The sequence below is a fragment of the Corynebacterium sp. HMSC078H07 genome (genome assembly GCF_001812805.1).
In the GTDB taxonomy this organism is placed as follows: Bacteria; Actinomycetota; Actinomycetes; order Mycobacteriales; family Mycobacteriaceae; genus Corynebacterium.
In genome coordinates this window covers 63,791-78,721 of record NZ_KV810440.1, presented here as the reverse complement: position 1 = coordinate 78,721, position 14,931 = coordinate 63,791, and the positions used below count along the sequence as shown (strand labels likewise).

At 59.7% G+C, this 14,931-nt stretch carries 14 protein-coding genes and 1 pseudogene; 7 read left to right on the top strand and 8 right to left on the bottom strand.

Annotated features, from left to right (window positions below; translation table 11 throughout):
• The first annotated feature begins 374 nt into the window (after positions 1-374).
• Positions 375-683 (top strand): HigA family addiction module antitoxin, encoded by a 309-nt coding sequence (locus tag HMPREF2875_RS01810; protein ID WP_029158886.1) that lies wholly within the window; start codon positions 375-377, stop codon positions 681-683.
• A 54-nt stretch (positions 684-737) separates the two neighbouring features.
• Here the strand turns inward: HMPREF2875_RS01810 and arfB are convergent, their stop codons facing one another.
• The 3 genes and pseudogenes from arfB to HMPREF2875_RS13875 form a co-directional block, all read right to left on the bottom strand.
• A complete protein-coding gene (arfB, locus tag HMPREF2875_RS01805) occupies positions 738-1,181 on the bottom strand; it encodes an alternative ribosome rescue aminoacyl-tRNA hydrolase ArfB (protein ID WP_070669796.1) in 444 nt (147 codons plus the stop codon).
• Between the two features lie 31 nt (positions 1,182-1,212).
• Positions 1,213-1,803: a putative glycolipid-binding domain-containing protein gene (locus tag HMPREF2875_RS01800; RefSeq protein ID WP_210388130.1), complete on the bottom strand. Its 591-nt coding sequence runs from the start codon at positions 1,801-1,803 to the stop codon at positions 1,213-1,215.
• Between the two features lie 50 nt (positions 1,804-1,853).
• Positions 1,854-2,586: pseudogene (locus tag HMPREF2875_RS13875) on the bottom strand (Fic family protein); the annotation flags it as partial.
• A 188-nt stretch (positions 2,587-2,774) separates the two neighbouring features.
• On the opposite strand from HMPREF2875_RS13875, the gene HMPREF2875_RS01790 reads away from it, so the two are divergent.
• A complete protein-coding gene (locus HMPREF2875_RS01790) occupies positions 2,775-4,334 on the top strand; it encodes an ATP-binding protein (RefSeq protein ID WP_070669795.1) in 1,560 nt (519 codons plus the stop codon).
• On the opposite strand, the gene HMPREF2875_RS01785 is transcribed toward HMPREF2875_RS01790, so the two are convergent.
• Positions 4,309-4,959 carry an MOSC domain-containing protein gene (locus tag HMPREF2875_RS01785; RefSeq protein WP_070669794.1) on the bottom strand — a complete coding sequence of 217 codons (651 nt, stop codon included), beginning with the start codon at positions 4,957-4,959 and terminating at the stop codon, positions 4,309-4,311. The two genes, HMPREF2875_RS01790 and HMPREF2875_RS01785, sit on opposite strands and share 26 nt — an antisense overlap.
• 29 nt (positions 4,960-4,988) lie before the next feature.
• A complete protein-coding gene (locus HMPREF2875_RS01780; RefSeq protein WP_070669793.1) occupies positions 4,989-7,517 on the bottom strand; it encodes a hypothetical protein in 2,529 nt (842 codons plus the stop codon).
• Between the two features lie 115 nt (positions 7,518-7,632).
• On the opposite strand from HMPREF2875_RS01780, the gene HMPREF2875_RS01775 reads away from it, so the two are divergent.
• Both HMPREF2875_RS01775 and HMPREF2875_RS01770 read left to right on the top strand, forming a co-directional pair.
• Positions 7,633-8,352 (top strand): helix-turn-helix domain-containing protein, encoded by a 720-nt coding sequence (locus HMPREF2875_RS01775; protein ID WP_070669792.1) that lies wholly within the window; start codon positions 7,633-7,635, stop codon positions 8,350-8,352.
• A gap of 114 nt (positions 8,353-8,466) precedes the next feature.
• Positions 8,467-9,090, top strand: coding sequence for a Fic family protein (locus HMPREF2875_RS01770; protein WP_246817006.1), 624 nt, complete (start codon positions 8,467-8,469; stop codon positions 9,088-9,090).
• A 417-nt stretch (positions 9,091-9,507) separates the two neighbouring features.
• Here the strand turns inward: HMPREF2875_RS01770 and HMPREF2875_RS01765 are convergent, their stop codons facing one another.
• On the bottom strand, positions 9,508-10,116 hold the full coding sequence (locus tag HMPREF2875_RS01765) for a CueP family metal-binding protein (RefSeq protein ID WP_070669791.1): 609 nt from the start codon (positions 10,114-10,116) through the stop codon (positions 9,508-9,510).
• A gap of 116 nt (positions 10,117-10,232) precedes the next feature.
• On the opposite strand from HMPREF2875_RS01765, the gene HMPREF2875_RS01760 reads away from it, so the two are divergent.
• The gene (locus HMPREF2875_RS01760) at positions 10,233-10,613 is read left to right on the top strand and encodes a zinc ribbon domain-containing protein YjdM (protein ID WP_070669790.1); all 381 of its coding nucleotides are present in this window, start codon (positions 10,233-10,235) and stop codon (positions 10,611-10,613) included.
• Between the two features lie 41 nt (positions 10,614-10,654).
• On the top strand, positions 10,655-11,002 hold the full coding sequence (locus HMPREF2875_RS01755; RefSeq protein ID WP_083311816.1) for a helix-turn-helix domain-containing protein: 348 nt from the start codon (positions 10,655-10,657) through the stop codon (positions 11,000-11,002).
• A gap of 276 nt (positions 11,003-11,278) precedes the next feature.
• On the opposite strand, the gene HMPREF2875_RS14070 is transcribed toward HMPREF2875_RS01755, so the two are convergent.
• A complete protein-coding gene (locus HMPREF2875_RS14070) occupies positions 11,279-11,401 on the bottom strand; it encodes a hypothetical protein (protein ID WP_256389654.1) in 123 nt (40 codons plus the stop codon).
• A gap of 50 nt (positions 11,402-11,451) precedes the next feature.
• Here HMPREF2875_RS14070 and leuS point away from each other — a divergent pair, with 50 nt between their 5' ends.
• Positions 11,452-14,301, top strand: a complete 2,850-nt coding sequence (leuS, locus tag HMPREF2875_RS01750; protein ID WP_070669789.1) for a leucine--tRNA ligase — start codon at positions 11,452-11,454, stop codon at positions 14,299-14,301.
• Positions 14,302-14,777: 476 nt separating this feature from the next.
• On the opposite strand, the gene HMPREF2875_RS13770 is transcribed toward leuS, so the two are convergent.
• Positions 14,778-14,924, bottom strand: a complete 147-nt coding sequence (locus HMPREF2875_RS13770) for a hypothetical protein (RefSeq protein WP_210388128.1) — start codon at positions 14,922-14,924, stop codon at positions 14,778-14,780.
• Positions 14,925-14,931: the final 7 nt, after the last annotated feature.

Below are 14,931 nucleotides of genomic sequence, written 5' to 3'. Positions count from 1 at the left end.
TGGTTCGGCTGCCACCCAACGCGGGAGCGACGTGCGCGGCGAGGTTCTCCAGAATCTTCACGTTGACGTCCACGCCATCCCGCACAACCTTTACGTGTTTCCATGCGCCCATATGTTCTCTGTGTGCTGACGTAATTACAGTTTTCTGATTGTTGCAGGCCAACGAGAAAGTAACTTTGCAACTACATACCGTGGAGTTCAAATTTAACGCGTAGCGTTATTGACGCTTCGCGTTATGGGGGATAAGGTGAAGCATGATCCAGTCGTTCGCTGACAAGGACACTGAGCGTCTGTGGAATCGAGAGCGGATTCCCCGGGGAAACCGGCTCGAGGCGTTGAAAGGTGATCGGCGGGGCCAGAGGAGGTTGAGATCGTTGACTACCACTGACAAGCTCCCTCCGGTTCATCCCGGTGAGATCCTCATGGAGGACTTCCTCAAAGGAATGGGGATCACCCAGCACAAGCTCGCCGTCTCCATCGGCGTTCCGCCCCGCCGGATCAACGAAATTGTTCACGGTAAGCGCGCTGTAACCGCTGACACGGCCCTTCGTCTAGCGAAGTTTTTCGAGATGAGCCCCCAGTTCTGGCTCGGGTTACAGGCTCAATATGACTTGGACGTGGCGGAAGACAAGATCCTCTCGGAAATCGAGCGGATTCAACCGGTCCAAGCTGTCTCAGCGTAGCGGTTACCCGAACCAGGTCCGTCAGCGTGAGGATATGCATGCGGATGGTTCGAACTAGGGAATTTGGGGCCGCCGTCGCGTGGACTTGAGTTCCGAGCGCCGCTTTTTCGCTTCGAGACGGTGTCGCACCGAGCTCCGCGTCGGCTTGGTCCTGCGCCGCGGGGGAGGAGGCGGAGCGAGCGCCTCGCGCAAGAGGGCGGCCATGCGTTCGCGTGCCTCGGCGCGGTTGCGTACCTGCAATCGCTGGGTCGATGCGGTAACGGTAAGGACGGTGCCGTCTAGGCGGTGCTCGTGGTTGTGGAGGACGCGGCGACGCTGGGCGTCGGAAAGCGATGAGCACGTAGCGATATCGACGGAAAGCTGCACTTTGCTGTCCGTAGTATTGACGCCTTGGCCGCCTGGTCCCGACGACTTCGCGAACCGCTCCGTCAGGTCGGCGGCGACGATGACCAGACCCCCGGGGATCCCTGGGCCAGGCGCGATGGTCAGGTCGTTCATACCGCCCAGCTTAGTTAGAGTTGTTTCCGGATCAGACCCGCCGTGCGAGATCAGGGTAGTGTACGACCACTCCGTCACCGTCGACCTTCAACTCGACGTCGACTCCCCGTGTTCCGCTTTCGTATCGGACAGTTTCAGCATCGACGGAGCTGTAGTACTGGTCTGATGCGATCACCTGGAGGGACGGTATATCAATCCAAGCCATGATCAGCTGCGTTTTCGAGACCTGAGTCTCAAGCAGCGTCAAGCGACGAATAGGCATTGTGTTGGTGAGAGGGCACAGACCGAGATCGCAATCGAGTGCGGCTTTCAGGTCGGCTGACTGGACGATACCGGGGGAGGGCAGATCTTCAGGCTGGGCGCCCTCTTCATTGGTTTCCGCCGACCACACGCCTTGCTCGGACCTAAACAGCTCGAGGCTTCGCCCCCATCCGTCGCCTTCAACGTTCACCGACACACGTTCGGTCACCCAGTTCTCCGCGGCGCGCAGCTCCCACGTGGCCTTGTATCCATCGCCGTATTGCACTCCGGAAGCGGTCAAACCGGCTCCTAAAAAATGAACTGCGGCCTCGTTCCGGATGAGGGGAGTCTCGACATGCTCCCACTTATACGTGCGCTCCATGGTGAGGATTTTACCACGCTTGATGGTGCGAAAAGGCAGGTAGCTTTCGATTTGGACCACGTACCGAGGACGAGGCTTACCGGCAGAATGGTGTATTCAGTAGGTCCGCGACGCAGAAGAATCCCATGAATGAGAGCACGGCCCACACGGCCGTTGCCATCTGCAAATGGGTGAATCGTTTTGAATTGAGCGTGAGCAATCGCGGCTTGGATAAGAGCACCGTGCTAAGCGCCATCTAGGTAAAGACACAGGTCTTCAACGAGGTCACGGACTAGGCGTGGGGGCGCTGGAATGAACTCGGCCCCAATGGGTGTGTGGTTACTTCCACCGATCCAGTTTTGAATAGTTCGAAGTCCAGTGGGAATGGAGCCCTTCTCCCTATCAACTCTCTTTGAAGCTTTTCGAGAAGCTCGACAGAGATTGTCGGTTCGGTGGCAAAGCTCTTCTCAATGGAACGCAGAACGGTGAGGTTGCGGGCAACCTCTTCCGCGCCTTCCTTATAACCACGGACTTCCTCCTCTTGGGCGAGTTCCGCGAGGACAACCTTATCGGCGTTGGGCGCAATACCTTCAATGCGTGAGGAGAAGATCGCCTCAGAACGCATGAGTAAGCGGGCCACAGACTCCAACTGGCCAGTAGCAGCATGACGGTTGAGATCCAAGATCTCTCGCTCGATACGTGCTGCCCGGCTGGTGAGCTCTGGGGAAAACTCCATGCCTTACTTACAAGATGGTCAGGGACATAGACCTAAAAAGGGCCTCCGGCCTTATCGCGCCGGGGAATGCCGGAGCCTGATTCGGGGTTTGGGTGCTAGATAACTCTTAAACATGCGGGGTTTCAGGGTCATAATTCGGCCTCAACGAGAACGTCAATGACACCTCAATGGGAAGATCAATTAGAAATCTTGTCATTGAAGGGGGATGACGTTAGCATTGAGGCGTCATTGTTAACATTGAGGGCGGGTATTCATCGTGAACAATTGGTCCGAGAATCAGCTGAGAGAGCTATTGGCCGAGCTTGAGTTGCGCGGCGGTGATTCAACAACAGTCGAGGTCAAAACCGCTCAAGGGGGCATTCCGGACTCTCTACCGCAGACATTGTGCGCGTTCGCAAACATGCCGAGTGGCGGTCTTATCATTCTCGGCGTCAATGAGAAAGAAGGCTTCATTGTCACTGGCATTGAGAATCCTTCGGAGATGGAGGCTGCTCTGGCCTCGCAGGCGCGTCATGCCATCACCCCTCCAGTCACAGTGCATACCGACAGTGTGGCAATAGATGGCACGCATGTCGTGATTGCGGAGGTTACGGGCCTTCCGATTATTGATAAGCCTGCTATCTACAGGGGAGAAGCGTATCTTCGAATGGCTGATGGGGATTATCGTATGAGTGCCTCCGAGCTACGCATGATGGACGTAGCGAAGCTGCATGCCGAAGAGGCAGTGTCCTATGACACGACGATTGTGGAAGGCACGAGTATCGCAGACTTGGACCGCGCCGTGGTAGAAGATTTCTTGGTTCAGGCGCGGAGAAAGAATCGGCGACTATCGGGACTTACTCAAGATGAGGACGTCTTACGGGCACTAGCGGTGACGACCGCGACTGGAGAGCTGACGCTTGCTGGCCTGTATGCGCTGGGTTTCTATCCTCAAGGACATTTTCCCTCCTTAGCAGTAACAGTGGCGCAAAGGCTACCGAATGGTTCGAAGCACGGGCGAGTGTTGGGGTTGGAGACCTTTGAGGGGCCCGTCCCGGTGCTGTTGAACTCGGTAATGGGTTGGGTAAGGCAACGTTTAGCCGCCGTACGGCGATATCGAGAGGATGGATCAATGGTGGAAGTTCCTGAACTTCCCCTTTCGGCCATTCGAGAGGCCGTGGCGAATGCACTGGTGCACCGTGATCTTGGGCCGAATACCTTAGGGGCTGGTAAATCGATTGATGTCCGCTTACTACCGGACAAGATGGTCATCTCCAGCCCAGGTGGCCTGCGGGATCTGACGGTAGAGCAGCTGAAGTCGAGAGATCTGGCACGACAGGAGATTAACCAGCGTCTCTATAGACTGTGCCGATATCTCAAAGCAGACGATGGCTCTTTTGTCATTGAGGGCGAAGGCGGCGGCGTGCAGCTTATGTTGGATGCCGCGCGAGAGCAGGGCCTTCCGGAGCCTGACCTGATAGATTCCGGTGTGCAATTTACGGTGAAGATGTGGCGGCCGGACACGCGTGGAGAAGCCCGTACCTGGGAGCCACTACGCAAGGAGGAATCCCGCATCGAATCGCAACGACGAGTGGACGCACCAGCGAACGTGGATGGCCTAGGAGTCAACGCCCCGCGCGTAGCGGAGGCGCTGAGTGCGGCGGCACAACCCCTGTCCATTGGTGAAATAGAAACAGCCACAAACCTCACTCGAGCGCAGGTCCGATATGCGCTGAAGTCACTGGTGAAGGCACGATTCGTGCGTATGGATGGTACGCGCGGCTCACAAGCGACAACCTATGAATGGCTAGCTAACCGCAGGATTGCAGGCGCTTAACCAGCTGGTCATGGTGGACGGCAGCGAGGCAGCCGGCGTCGACGACGCGCCGAGCCAGCTCCTTGTCCCCCATCTTGGCCGCGAAGGCCATGCCCATGGTGATGTCATGGTCGGGGCGGCCGATAAGCGTGATCTCATCGCCTGGGTTGATGCGGCCAGGCTCGATAATGCGCAGGTACGCACCGCAATCGCCGCGCTCTGTGAAGGACTTGAGCCAGCCCGGCTCGTCCATCCAGCCGGAGAAGGTGGCGCAGGGCGTGCGCGGGATGGAAACCTCGAGCACGCACTCCCCCACCTGAATGCGCTGGTTGATGAGAATATTCGGCCAAGAAATACCCTCAGTGGTGAGGTTCTCCCCAAAGTAACCGTCACGCAGCACGCGGTTGAGCGCGCCTTCCCAGTAATCGAGCTCCTCACGGGCATAAGCGTAGACGGCCTTGTCGGCGCCACCGTGGTGGGCGTGGTCCCCGATGGAATCCCCCACCACACCGGAGCCGTCACCGTAGTTGGGCCCGGGGACCGCAAGGTCGAGGAAAGGGCGCGGCTGCTTATCGATGCCCGTGTACTCGTGCCGCCCATGCGGCTCGGGGCGGCGGACAGCGACGTTGGTGGAGATAACCTTCATGCTCACCCATTGTGGCACACCTCACTGCGCTAGATGTCGCGATTGCGGAAAAGGGCTTCCGCAGTCACGAGGTCGTAGAAGAAGAGGCGGGGGGCGAGGGGGAGGACGTCGGCAAGCATAGGCATATCGTCCTTGAGCAGGGGGCTTTCCATGATGATGTCGTTCGCCGCGGCGCGGGAAGCCAAGGCGAAGGCATAGGAGATATAAGGCATCCAAGCAGCAGCATTGAGCTCATCCGCGGTGTTGCCGCTGGCAAAAGCGCCGAGCGCCACGAGGGTATGGCTAATCGACATGTCGACGCCCGCGTTCTGCACCACAGACGCGAGTGCTGTGGCGTCCTTGCGCAGATGCTCGATGGTACCTAGGGCATCGAGGGCGCCGTTGTTGGCAAAGCACTCGCGGAGGGCGGCGACACGGGCGGCCTCCCCCATGAGGTCATCAACATTCGGGGTTGGGCTGTGAACCGTTGCCGCGTTGAGCAGCATCGGGCGAGTCAGACCATCCGCGCCGCTGTCGCGCACGGTCGTGAGCTCGGCATTCTTGCTGGCGGAGGGGTCGAGGAGAAGATCCAGGTAGTGATCAGCACTCTGCTCCATGTCGGTCTCGAGTGGCGAGTGGAACAGGCGGGTACGCGCCATGGAGCGTGCCTGCTGGTTCACGCTGACGCCGGTGCGCGCCAGGGCGTGGAGTGCCGCCTCCGGGTTGGCGCGCAGGTGGTCGATGATGCTGTCGAACATTGCCTGCAGCTTCGGGTTCGGGCTGCGCTGAGACAGCACATGCAGCGCGCGGAAGGCACCCCACAGCTCCTCCGGTGTCCAGTCCTTGGAAGCACGGGCCGGTTCGGCGCCCTCCGGGGTCACGACAATGGACGCGCTCGAAGGGCGGGCGGGGGCGGTGAGGTTCGAGGTGGGGTTGAGCTCGCGGACGTCGACAAGCAACGAGCCCTGCGCGAGGAGGTCGGCAGGCAGCTCGAAACCATTGTCCGTCGCAGTGAGCTGGGTCGGGGAAACGGTGGGGTTGGCCAATGGCCATGCCCAGCCCACCAAATCTACCTGCGGATCCACGTTCTGCTCGATGATCACTTCCCCATCACCGAGCAGGCCACGGCTGACCAATGGGGTCTTGCGCACCGTGGCCAAGGCAGCATAGATGAGGCTGGTGGAGGCCGATGCCTCGTACTCCACAATGCGGCGCTCGAGGCTGCGGGCCTCGTGGGCGGCGCGTTCCGCGTCCGGCAGGGAATCCAGGTAGTCCTCGTAGGACAACGTAGACCACATGAGGAAAAGCTCGGCAGAAGGCTGCTTGCGCACGGCATTGGCCAAGGCGGCATTCGGCACGGCGAGGCTCGTCACCGCCTGCGTGGTCTTCGAGGTGCGGGCCAACTCCTTAATCTTCTGGCGGCCATCAATGGTGACGAACTTGGCCAGCGGCAGCGGGCGCGGAGAATGGACGGTAAACATATCGTCTTGATCGAGCTGACCAGCGAAAATAACCGGTTTGTCGGAGTGCTCCGTGGGTTCCAGACCAATGCGCTTGACGCGGCTGAACAGGGCTTCGGGCCAGACGTCGAACTCGAGCTCGTACCCGGCATCACTGGCCACGACCTCGCGGCGCGAAACCTCGGTGTCCTCGAAGGTACGCAGGCCCTTCTCCAGCGCAATGGGCTTCTTTGGCGGAGAGGCCAGCGTGTAACTGAAAGCCGAGTGCGCGCCGAGGGCATCGATGATGCGGAAATCCATCCCGCGCGGACCGTCGTTAGTCGCGCGCATGTGGAGGCCCTCGGCGAGGGAGATGAAGCGGACGTCGACAAGCTCGTCGTCGCGGTACAAGGAGACCTTGTAGCGCCCTACCCAGGGGTCTTCGTAGAGATCGCCGGGGAAAGGTTCGGCGATTCCTGGCTCAAAGGTCTGCTCCGAAATCTCCTCCTGCTCACCGCCGAGGGGTGCGTAGGTGAGGTCGAGGCGCCACTCCCCTTCCGCGATGAGGTGCACGCGCGGGGATTGAGTAAAAATCGGCTCGTTATCAAGTCCCCGGACGTTGGGCAGGATGGCCACGCCAAAGTCCCACTCAAAATCGCTGTGCTTGGCGACGTCCACCGGTTCCCTCTGCGGCACCCTAACCTGCTCCGGCAGCGAGCCCACTTCCCAGCCGGCCCAGATGCCGAGCGGCTCAGCGGCCTCGAGCGTGCCCTGCGGTGCGATGAGCGTGGTGCGGTCGTAGACGATAAAAGGAGCGTCTTCCGTAATGCCCGTGAAGGTCGTGGGCTCGATGAGCTCCTCCTCGCCGTCGCGCAGCGTCACGATGATGCGAGTAAAGGGGCCGGGGATACCTACTTCAAGCGGCTCATCGGTGGCGAATTCACGCAGCGTGTGCGGGCGATCAATGAAATGCGATTGGACGACCCAGCGGGGATCGGTGAGTTCTGCTTCCGGGAAGGTGGCGGGCAGCTGAAGCGTGAGAATATTGCTGCCGCGACGCAGGGACAGCCGGGGGCCCTGCTCGATGTACTCGCTGGCTACCAGGGGCGTAGTTGGAAGTGAATAAATCTCCGCGCTCATTTGCCTCATCATAGGACACAGCGGGGTGCGGTTGCCATGTGGCTGGTAGAGGGCTTGAACGTCCTAACGGTAGGACAGGTGTCCTAGGCGTAGGACAGCTGGTTATAGTGGGGCTATGGACCCATTACAACTCCTCAAGAAAAGCCCGCTGAGCCTTAGCGAAATCTCGCGGCGCTCGGGAGTGTCACGAAATACGCTCAATCTGTGGTTGCGTGGGGCAGCTCAACCGAGTTTGACGGGGTTGGCCAAGGTAATGCGCGTGCTTGGGTATGAGGTTTCCGTATCGGTGCATCGCATGAGCGACGCCGCCGCCGCGACAGCCGTCCGAGTTCTCCTGGGGGAGCTCAGCAGCGAAGAACCAGACGTTAAAGGGTGGATTGACCGCTTCGTGCAATGGGGCGATGCTCCGGGCGACGACGGTGACTATCAGGCGCTCATAGAACGAGGCGCATGGGCGTCCAATCCCTATGGCCGCCACGGGGCTCTTCACTTCTTACCGGCGAATCCCATAACGCTCGCCTCAGCGGTTGATGCGAGCGGACAACCATGGGCGATGTCGGGAGCTTTTGCAGCTCAACGCAGCTCGGCGCGTAGCGCCAGTGGAGGAGAAAAGCCTCGATCAACATTGATTTGGTGCACGAATCCAGCAGACATCGTGCCCTCGTTGCCCGCTCGGATTCGCGCGAGTGCTGAGCCCGTATCCGGAGGAATCACCCTCGTGCCTGTCGCTGGTGAAGAGCTCACCGGCGCAACTAATGAAGCCGGAATACACTACGTATCACCGCATCAGCTTGCCATTGATGTGTGCGCAGAAAACTACATCGGAGGGGCATAGGTGATGAGAAGAGCAACGAGCCGAGTGAGCTGGGAGCACCATGAGCGGCCGCACGTTTCGGAGTTGGGGACCGACCGTGCGTTATTTCGATTAGCCAAGCAACTTCCTGACTTGGTGTGGAACGCTGCCGCGCTGGAAGGAAACACGTTTACTCTCCCGGAAGTCCGTACCCTGCTAGATGGCATCACTGTGGGCGGAAAGGCACTTGCTGAGCAGCAGCAAATCTTGGACTTGTCGGCGGCTTTCAACTTGCTCCATGAGCTGGTTATCCAACAAGAATTCGCGGTGGACAAAGGCATCAGTGACGCACTCCATGCCGTGCTAGCAAGGAACGAAGCTCGGCACGCTGGTCTTTTCCGTGGTGAAGGACACGTGGAGGGAGACGGCGGTGGTGTACGGCTCATGGATGGCGGGTTCATCCCCTTCGACCCGGCTGAAGAGCTAGGTGAAGCCCATGCTGATTTGTTGGTTTCCCTCCAAGGGCTTGAAAACCCAGTCGAGCAAGCATTGGCCTATTTCTGCTCTGCCACGCGTAGCCAGTTTTACTTCGATGGAAACAAGCGAACCGCACGGCTTGTAGCGTCAGGCCTCTTGATGAGCAATGGCTACGCAGCACTTAATATCCCTAATGCGAGAAGGCTGGAATTCAACCTTGCCCTTGATGAGCTGTTCCGATCCGATGACGCTACGACCTTGATGGATTTCCTGTACGACTGCCTAGAGGAGTCCTCCCAGTAAGCGCAGTGGGCCCTCCGCTTCCGAAGCGGAGGGCCCACGTGGGGGCTGAATGCTCAGCGCATCCTTTAGTGCATAGTGCTGTAGTGCTTAGCGGAACATCTTCTGCAGAGCGGAGAAGTCAACCTTGACCATGCCGACAGACTGCAGGAACGTGGCGATGGCGCCGAGTAGGGCAGCCACGACGCCTGCGCCCAAGAAGCCGGCGCCGACGGGGTGGCGTGGCTAAACGGAACAGAGCTGACGACACCAGCGGACTTGTTGTGGTCAATTGCCTGCTCGGAGATGTTCTTCAGGGAGTGACCGTAAGGGGGCTTGCCCAGAACACTGTTGACGTCGGCAAGCACTGCGTGGACACCATAAAACGACAAACGGTGAACCCCAGGACGTGGGATTCACCGTGGTGAATGAATGAGCGGATTAGGCCATCTGCAGGGTGGTGATGCAGGTTGCGCCCTCTTCGGAGGTGTCCAGGGGGACCTCACCGGTCTTGCCGTCCTGCTTGATGGTGATGGTGCCCTTCTTATCGGCGGGCAGCCAGTAGCCAATGAAACCGTTGTCAGAGGTCGTGGTGTCTTCGTTGACCAGCTCGTTTCCATCGTCATCGGTGATGGTGACGTGGATGTCTTCCTTGCCGAGCTCACCAGTGCAGGTGGACAGGGAGTGGTTGAAACAATCGTGGGTAGCAGAGACATACGGTGCGATGGAGACGTAGAACTTGTCCTCGGGCAGCGGCAGGGATGCCTGGCCCTGCTCGGAAGTGAGGATCAGCTCGTTCGGGCGCACGGATGCGAGGAGATCGCTATTGCGCTCGTCCTTGGACATGTGGTCGAGCTTGTCGACGATCTCCGGGCCATCCAATCCTTCAAGGTCGAATTCGGCGAGGATGTCCTCGACCGGAACCTGCTGGACCTCGGTGGTGGCAACGTCGCTCTTCGAGGCTTCGCTCTGAACGGGGCTCTCGGTGGAGCAGGCGGACAGGGTGACAGCTGCGGCACATGCGGCAGCGAGAGAAATAAGGCGTTTCATAGTTCTTTCGAATGAGTCCGATTGGGCGTGCCATAAGCCTATACCCCACCGGGGTATCAATTAAAGAAATGAGAGAAGGATCATCTTTTTGCGCCACGCGGGATAGACTGTTCCTTATGACTGATACTGCAGGCACAACTCTGCCACCTTGCCCCGAGTGCTCCTCCGAATACACCTACGAGATGCCGCCGCTTATCGTCTGCCCGGAGTGCGCGCACGAGTTCTCCGCCGACGCTGCCGGTGATTCGGCCGCGGAAGCAGCCGCACCGACCATCGTCGACTCCGTAGGCAATGCGCTTGCCGACGGAGACACGGTCACCATCACCAAGACCCTAAAAGTCAAGGGCGCGCAGCAGCCACTGAAGTCCGGAACCAAGGTGCGTGGTATTCGCCTTAATTTCGATGCCGGCACCGGCCAGGAAGACCACAACATCGATTGCCGGATTGACGGCTTTGGCGCGATGAAGCTCAAGCCAGCTGTGGTGAAGAAGGTTTAGAGCGTCCTTCCGGGGGCACCCTTTCGAAGGTTGTTCGTGCGATGCGACAAGGAAAGGCTATTACTGTTGCGCCGGTGGACCAGTTGCTCACAACCCAGGAAGCAGCAGACTTGCTGGGTATTAGTAGGCCAACTTTGGTGAAAAAGCTCGAGGATGGGTCGATCCCGTTTGAGTGCACCACAGGGGGCAAGCATAGGCGGGTTCGGCTTGTTGACCTACTGCAGTACCGGGATGGACAGCGGACTGAACGTCGTAAAGCGCTGCGAGAGCTGGCGGCTGAAGCCCAAGCGGCTGGTACCTATGACGTAGATGCTGCAGACGCAGCTGACATTGCGCAGATCCTTAAAGACGCGCGCAAGGAAGTGGCAGAGATGGCGCGGCGTGGCTAAAATCTCGGCGTTTTTGGAATGCCGAAGTAACCGCACAAATCGTCACAAGCGGTCTTCTCGGTCCAGTAACGAAACAACGTCGGCACCAGAAGGTAGAAAGTCTGTGCTGCTTGGCTGTGAGTAAGGCTCTGGATTGTGGCTTAAGATTCCGGCAGCCACCGCTTGCACTATGCTGCAAGAACGTTGATTGAGTTTGTGCAACGAAATGCTGGTCATCGCTTCAACCGCCTTGCTTGAACGTCCGGTAGACCGGTGCTCTGCGTCCTTGTGTATTGGCTAGTGATCCTTGGATAGCCAAATGTAGAACAGCAGAACAATGGTGATTGTAGTGGCGACGCCTAGGGAGAACAAGGGGGCGTCGACAGTGGCGCCTCCGCGCAGCGGAGCAGAATGCGGCATGGCTGGGTCTATCTGGGGAGATGTCCGTTCGGTGACTACACTGTCTAAGCATGACTAACCCGAGCGATAACACTACCCACCGCTACACGCCGGAGCTCGCCGCGCAGATTGAAAATACCTGGCAGCAGTACTGGAAGGACAACGGTACATTTAACGCGCCGAACCCAGTTGGCCCGCTCGCGGAGGAGGGCAAGGAGCTTCCCGCGGAGAAGCTGAACATCCAGGACATGTTCCCCTACCCTTCCGGTACGGGTGTTCACGTGGGCCACCCGCTGGGTTATATCGCTACGGATACTTATGCGCGTTTTAACCGCATGCTGGGCAAGAACGTCCTGCACACGCTGGGCTATGACGCCTTCGGTTTGCCGGCGGAGCAGTACGCCATCCAGACGGGTACGCACCCGCGCACCACGACGGAAGCGAATATCAAGAATATGCGCCGTCAGCTGGGCCTATTGGGCCTAGGCCACGATCCGCGCCGCTCCGTGGAGTCCACCGATCCCTCCTTCTTCAAGTGGACGCAGTGGATCTTCCTGCAGATTTATAACTCCTGGTTCGATGAGGAGCAGCAGAAGGCGCGCCCGATTTCGGAGCTCATCAAGGAGCTCGAGGTGGGCAAGCGCACGACGAAGGACGGCCGCTACTACGCGGATCTGACGAAGGAAGAACAGCGTAAGGCGCTCGACGAGTTCCGTCTGGTTTACCTGTCCAACTCCACCGTGAACTGGTGCCCGGGCCTGGGCACGGTGCTGGCTAATGAGGAGGTCACCGCGGAGGGTAAGTCCGAGCGCGGTAACTTCCCAGTCTTCCGCAAGAACCTGCGCCAGTGGATGATGCGCATTACCGCCTACTCGGACCGTCTGCTCGATGACCTGGAGCTTCTGGATTGGCCGGAGAAGGTCAAGTCCATGCAGCGCAACTGGATTGGCCGCTCCCGCGGCGCGGAGGTCACCTTCCACGCCGAGGGCTACAACATCGACGTCTTCACTACCCGTCCGGATACCCTGTTCGGCGCGGAGTACGTGGTGTTGGCCCCGGAGCACGAGCTTGTCGACGCCCTCCTCTCCCCCATCCCCTACGAGGATGATGTGGATGAGCGCTGGACCTTTGGACACGATGATCCGAAGGAGGCCGTAGAGGCCTACCGCGCTTCTATTGCCGCGAAGTCCGACTTGGAGCGCCAGGAGAACAAGGAAAAGACCGGTGTTTTCCTGGGCACCTATGCCACCAACCCGGTCAATGGCAAGCAGGTCCCGATCTTCATCGCGGACTACGTTCTGACTGGCTATGGCACCGGCGCCATCATGGCGGTCCCGGCACACGATACCCGTGACTACGAGTTCGCCACCGTCTTTGGCCTGCCGATTACCGAGGTCGTTGCTGGCGGCAACATCGCAGAGGAGGCGTACACGGAGTCCGGCAAAGCCGTGAACTCCGCGAATGACTCCATCGACCTTAACGGCATGTCCAAGGATGAGGCCATCGCTGCCATCATCCCGTGGCTGGAGGAGCAGGGTACGGGCCGCGAGAAGATCCAGTACAAGCTGCGTGACTGGCTGTTTGCCCGCCAGCGCTACTGGGGCGAGCCCTTCCCCATCGTCTACGATGAGGCTGGCCAGGCCTACCCGCTGCCGGAGTCGATGCTGCCCATCGAGCTGCCTGAGGTGGAAGACTACAAGCCTGTGTCCTTCGACCCGGATGATGCCGAGTCCTCCCCGCAGCCGCCGCTGGCCAAGGCCCACGAGTGGGTTGAGGTGGAACTGGACCTGGGTCTGGGGGATGGCCCCAAGACGTATTATCGCGACACCAACGTCATGCCGCAGTGGGCGGGTTCTTCCTGGTACCAGCTGCGCTACATCGATCCGACGAACGATGAGAAGTTCTGCGATCTGGAGAACGAGCGCTACTGGACGGGCCCGCGCCCAGACGAGCACGGCGCCAACGACCCGGGTGGCGTTGACCTCTACGTTGGTGGCGTTGAGCATGCCGTGCTGCACCTGCTCTACGCCCGTTTCTGGCACAAGGTCCTCTTTGACCTAGGCTACGTGAGCTCCAAGGAGCCCTACCGCCGCCTGTACAACCAGGGCTACATCCAGGCCTATGCCTACACCGATTCCCGCGGCGTCTACGTCCCGGCCGCCGAGGTAGTAGAACGCGATGGCGCGTTCTACTACGGGGATGAAAAGGTCAACCAGGAGTACGGAAAGATGGGCAAGTCCCTGAAGAACTCCGTCGCTCCGGATGACATTTGCCGCGATTATGGTGCCGATACCCTGCGTGTTTACGAGATGTCTATGGGCCCGCTGGATACCTCGCGCCCGTGGGCAACCAAGGACGTCGTCGGTGCGCAGCGCTTCCTGCAGCGCCTGTGGCGCCTAGCCATCGATGAGACCTCGGGTGAGCTGTCCACAACGGACGCAGAGCTTTCCGACGATGACCTGAAGCACCTCAACCGCACCATCGCCGGCGTACGTGACGACTACGAGAACCTGCGCCTCAACACGGTGGTGGCCAAGCTCATCGAGTACGTCAACTACCTGACCAAGACCTACCCGAAGGGCGCTCCGCGCATCGCGGTAGAGCCCTTGGCCCAGCTGGTCTCCCCCGTCGCCCCGCACATCGCGGAGGAACTGTGGAAGCGCTTCGGCCACGCGGGCACCATCACCTACGAATCCTTCCCGGAGTTTGACGAGAAGTACCTTGTCGACGACGAGATTGAGGTGCCGGTGCAGATCAACGGCAAGGTCAAGGCCCGCGTCATGGTGCCTGCCGACGCCGACCAAGACACCGTCGTAGGCATCGCCAAGGCCGATGAGCGCATTGCGGAGCTCACCGCTGGCAAGAACGTGGTCAAGGAGATTTACGTCCCAGGCCGCATGGTCAACCTAGTGGTGAAGTAAACCAACATCCACGTTCCGCCAGGCCGCATAACACCAAACCCCCAGACCTGGAACCCGCAACTCCCTGGTGGGAGGTGGGGCGTCGCCAAGCGCTAGGCGACGCCGACCAGCGAGTATGGGGTTTCAGGTCTGGGGTTATGAGTGTGGCGGCAAGGGCAATATTTGGTTTCAAGTAGATAACAAAGCTGTCAGTTGCGTGGCTGCTTACTGAAAACAAAGGTAAGCAATAGGCATGGAACAGGATCCAGCACTTGAAGAGCTCCGCCGCCGATTGGATGCGGCAGAGCGCGAGCTTCATGAAGCCCGTCGGTGGCTAGCCCAGCAAGAACAGGCTCGGGCCCAGGCTGCGGCAGCACAGGCACCACTGCAGCCCTCGCCTGCACGATTCCCTAACGCCCCGCAGCAGCAACCGCAACGGTCGCAACAGCCGCCCTATCGTGGCCAGCAGCGTCCTCTGGAGTCTGGCCCTCAGCGGCCTATGCCCCGCCAGCAGGCAGGACCGAGTGCGCAGCAGGTGCAGCGTCCGCGGCAGCAACCTCAACAGCCTCCGCAGCAGCATCAGCGACAGGCCCAAGGCGTTCCTCAGCGAGCAATGCCACGGCCACACCAAGGAGCACAGCCACCACGCGG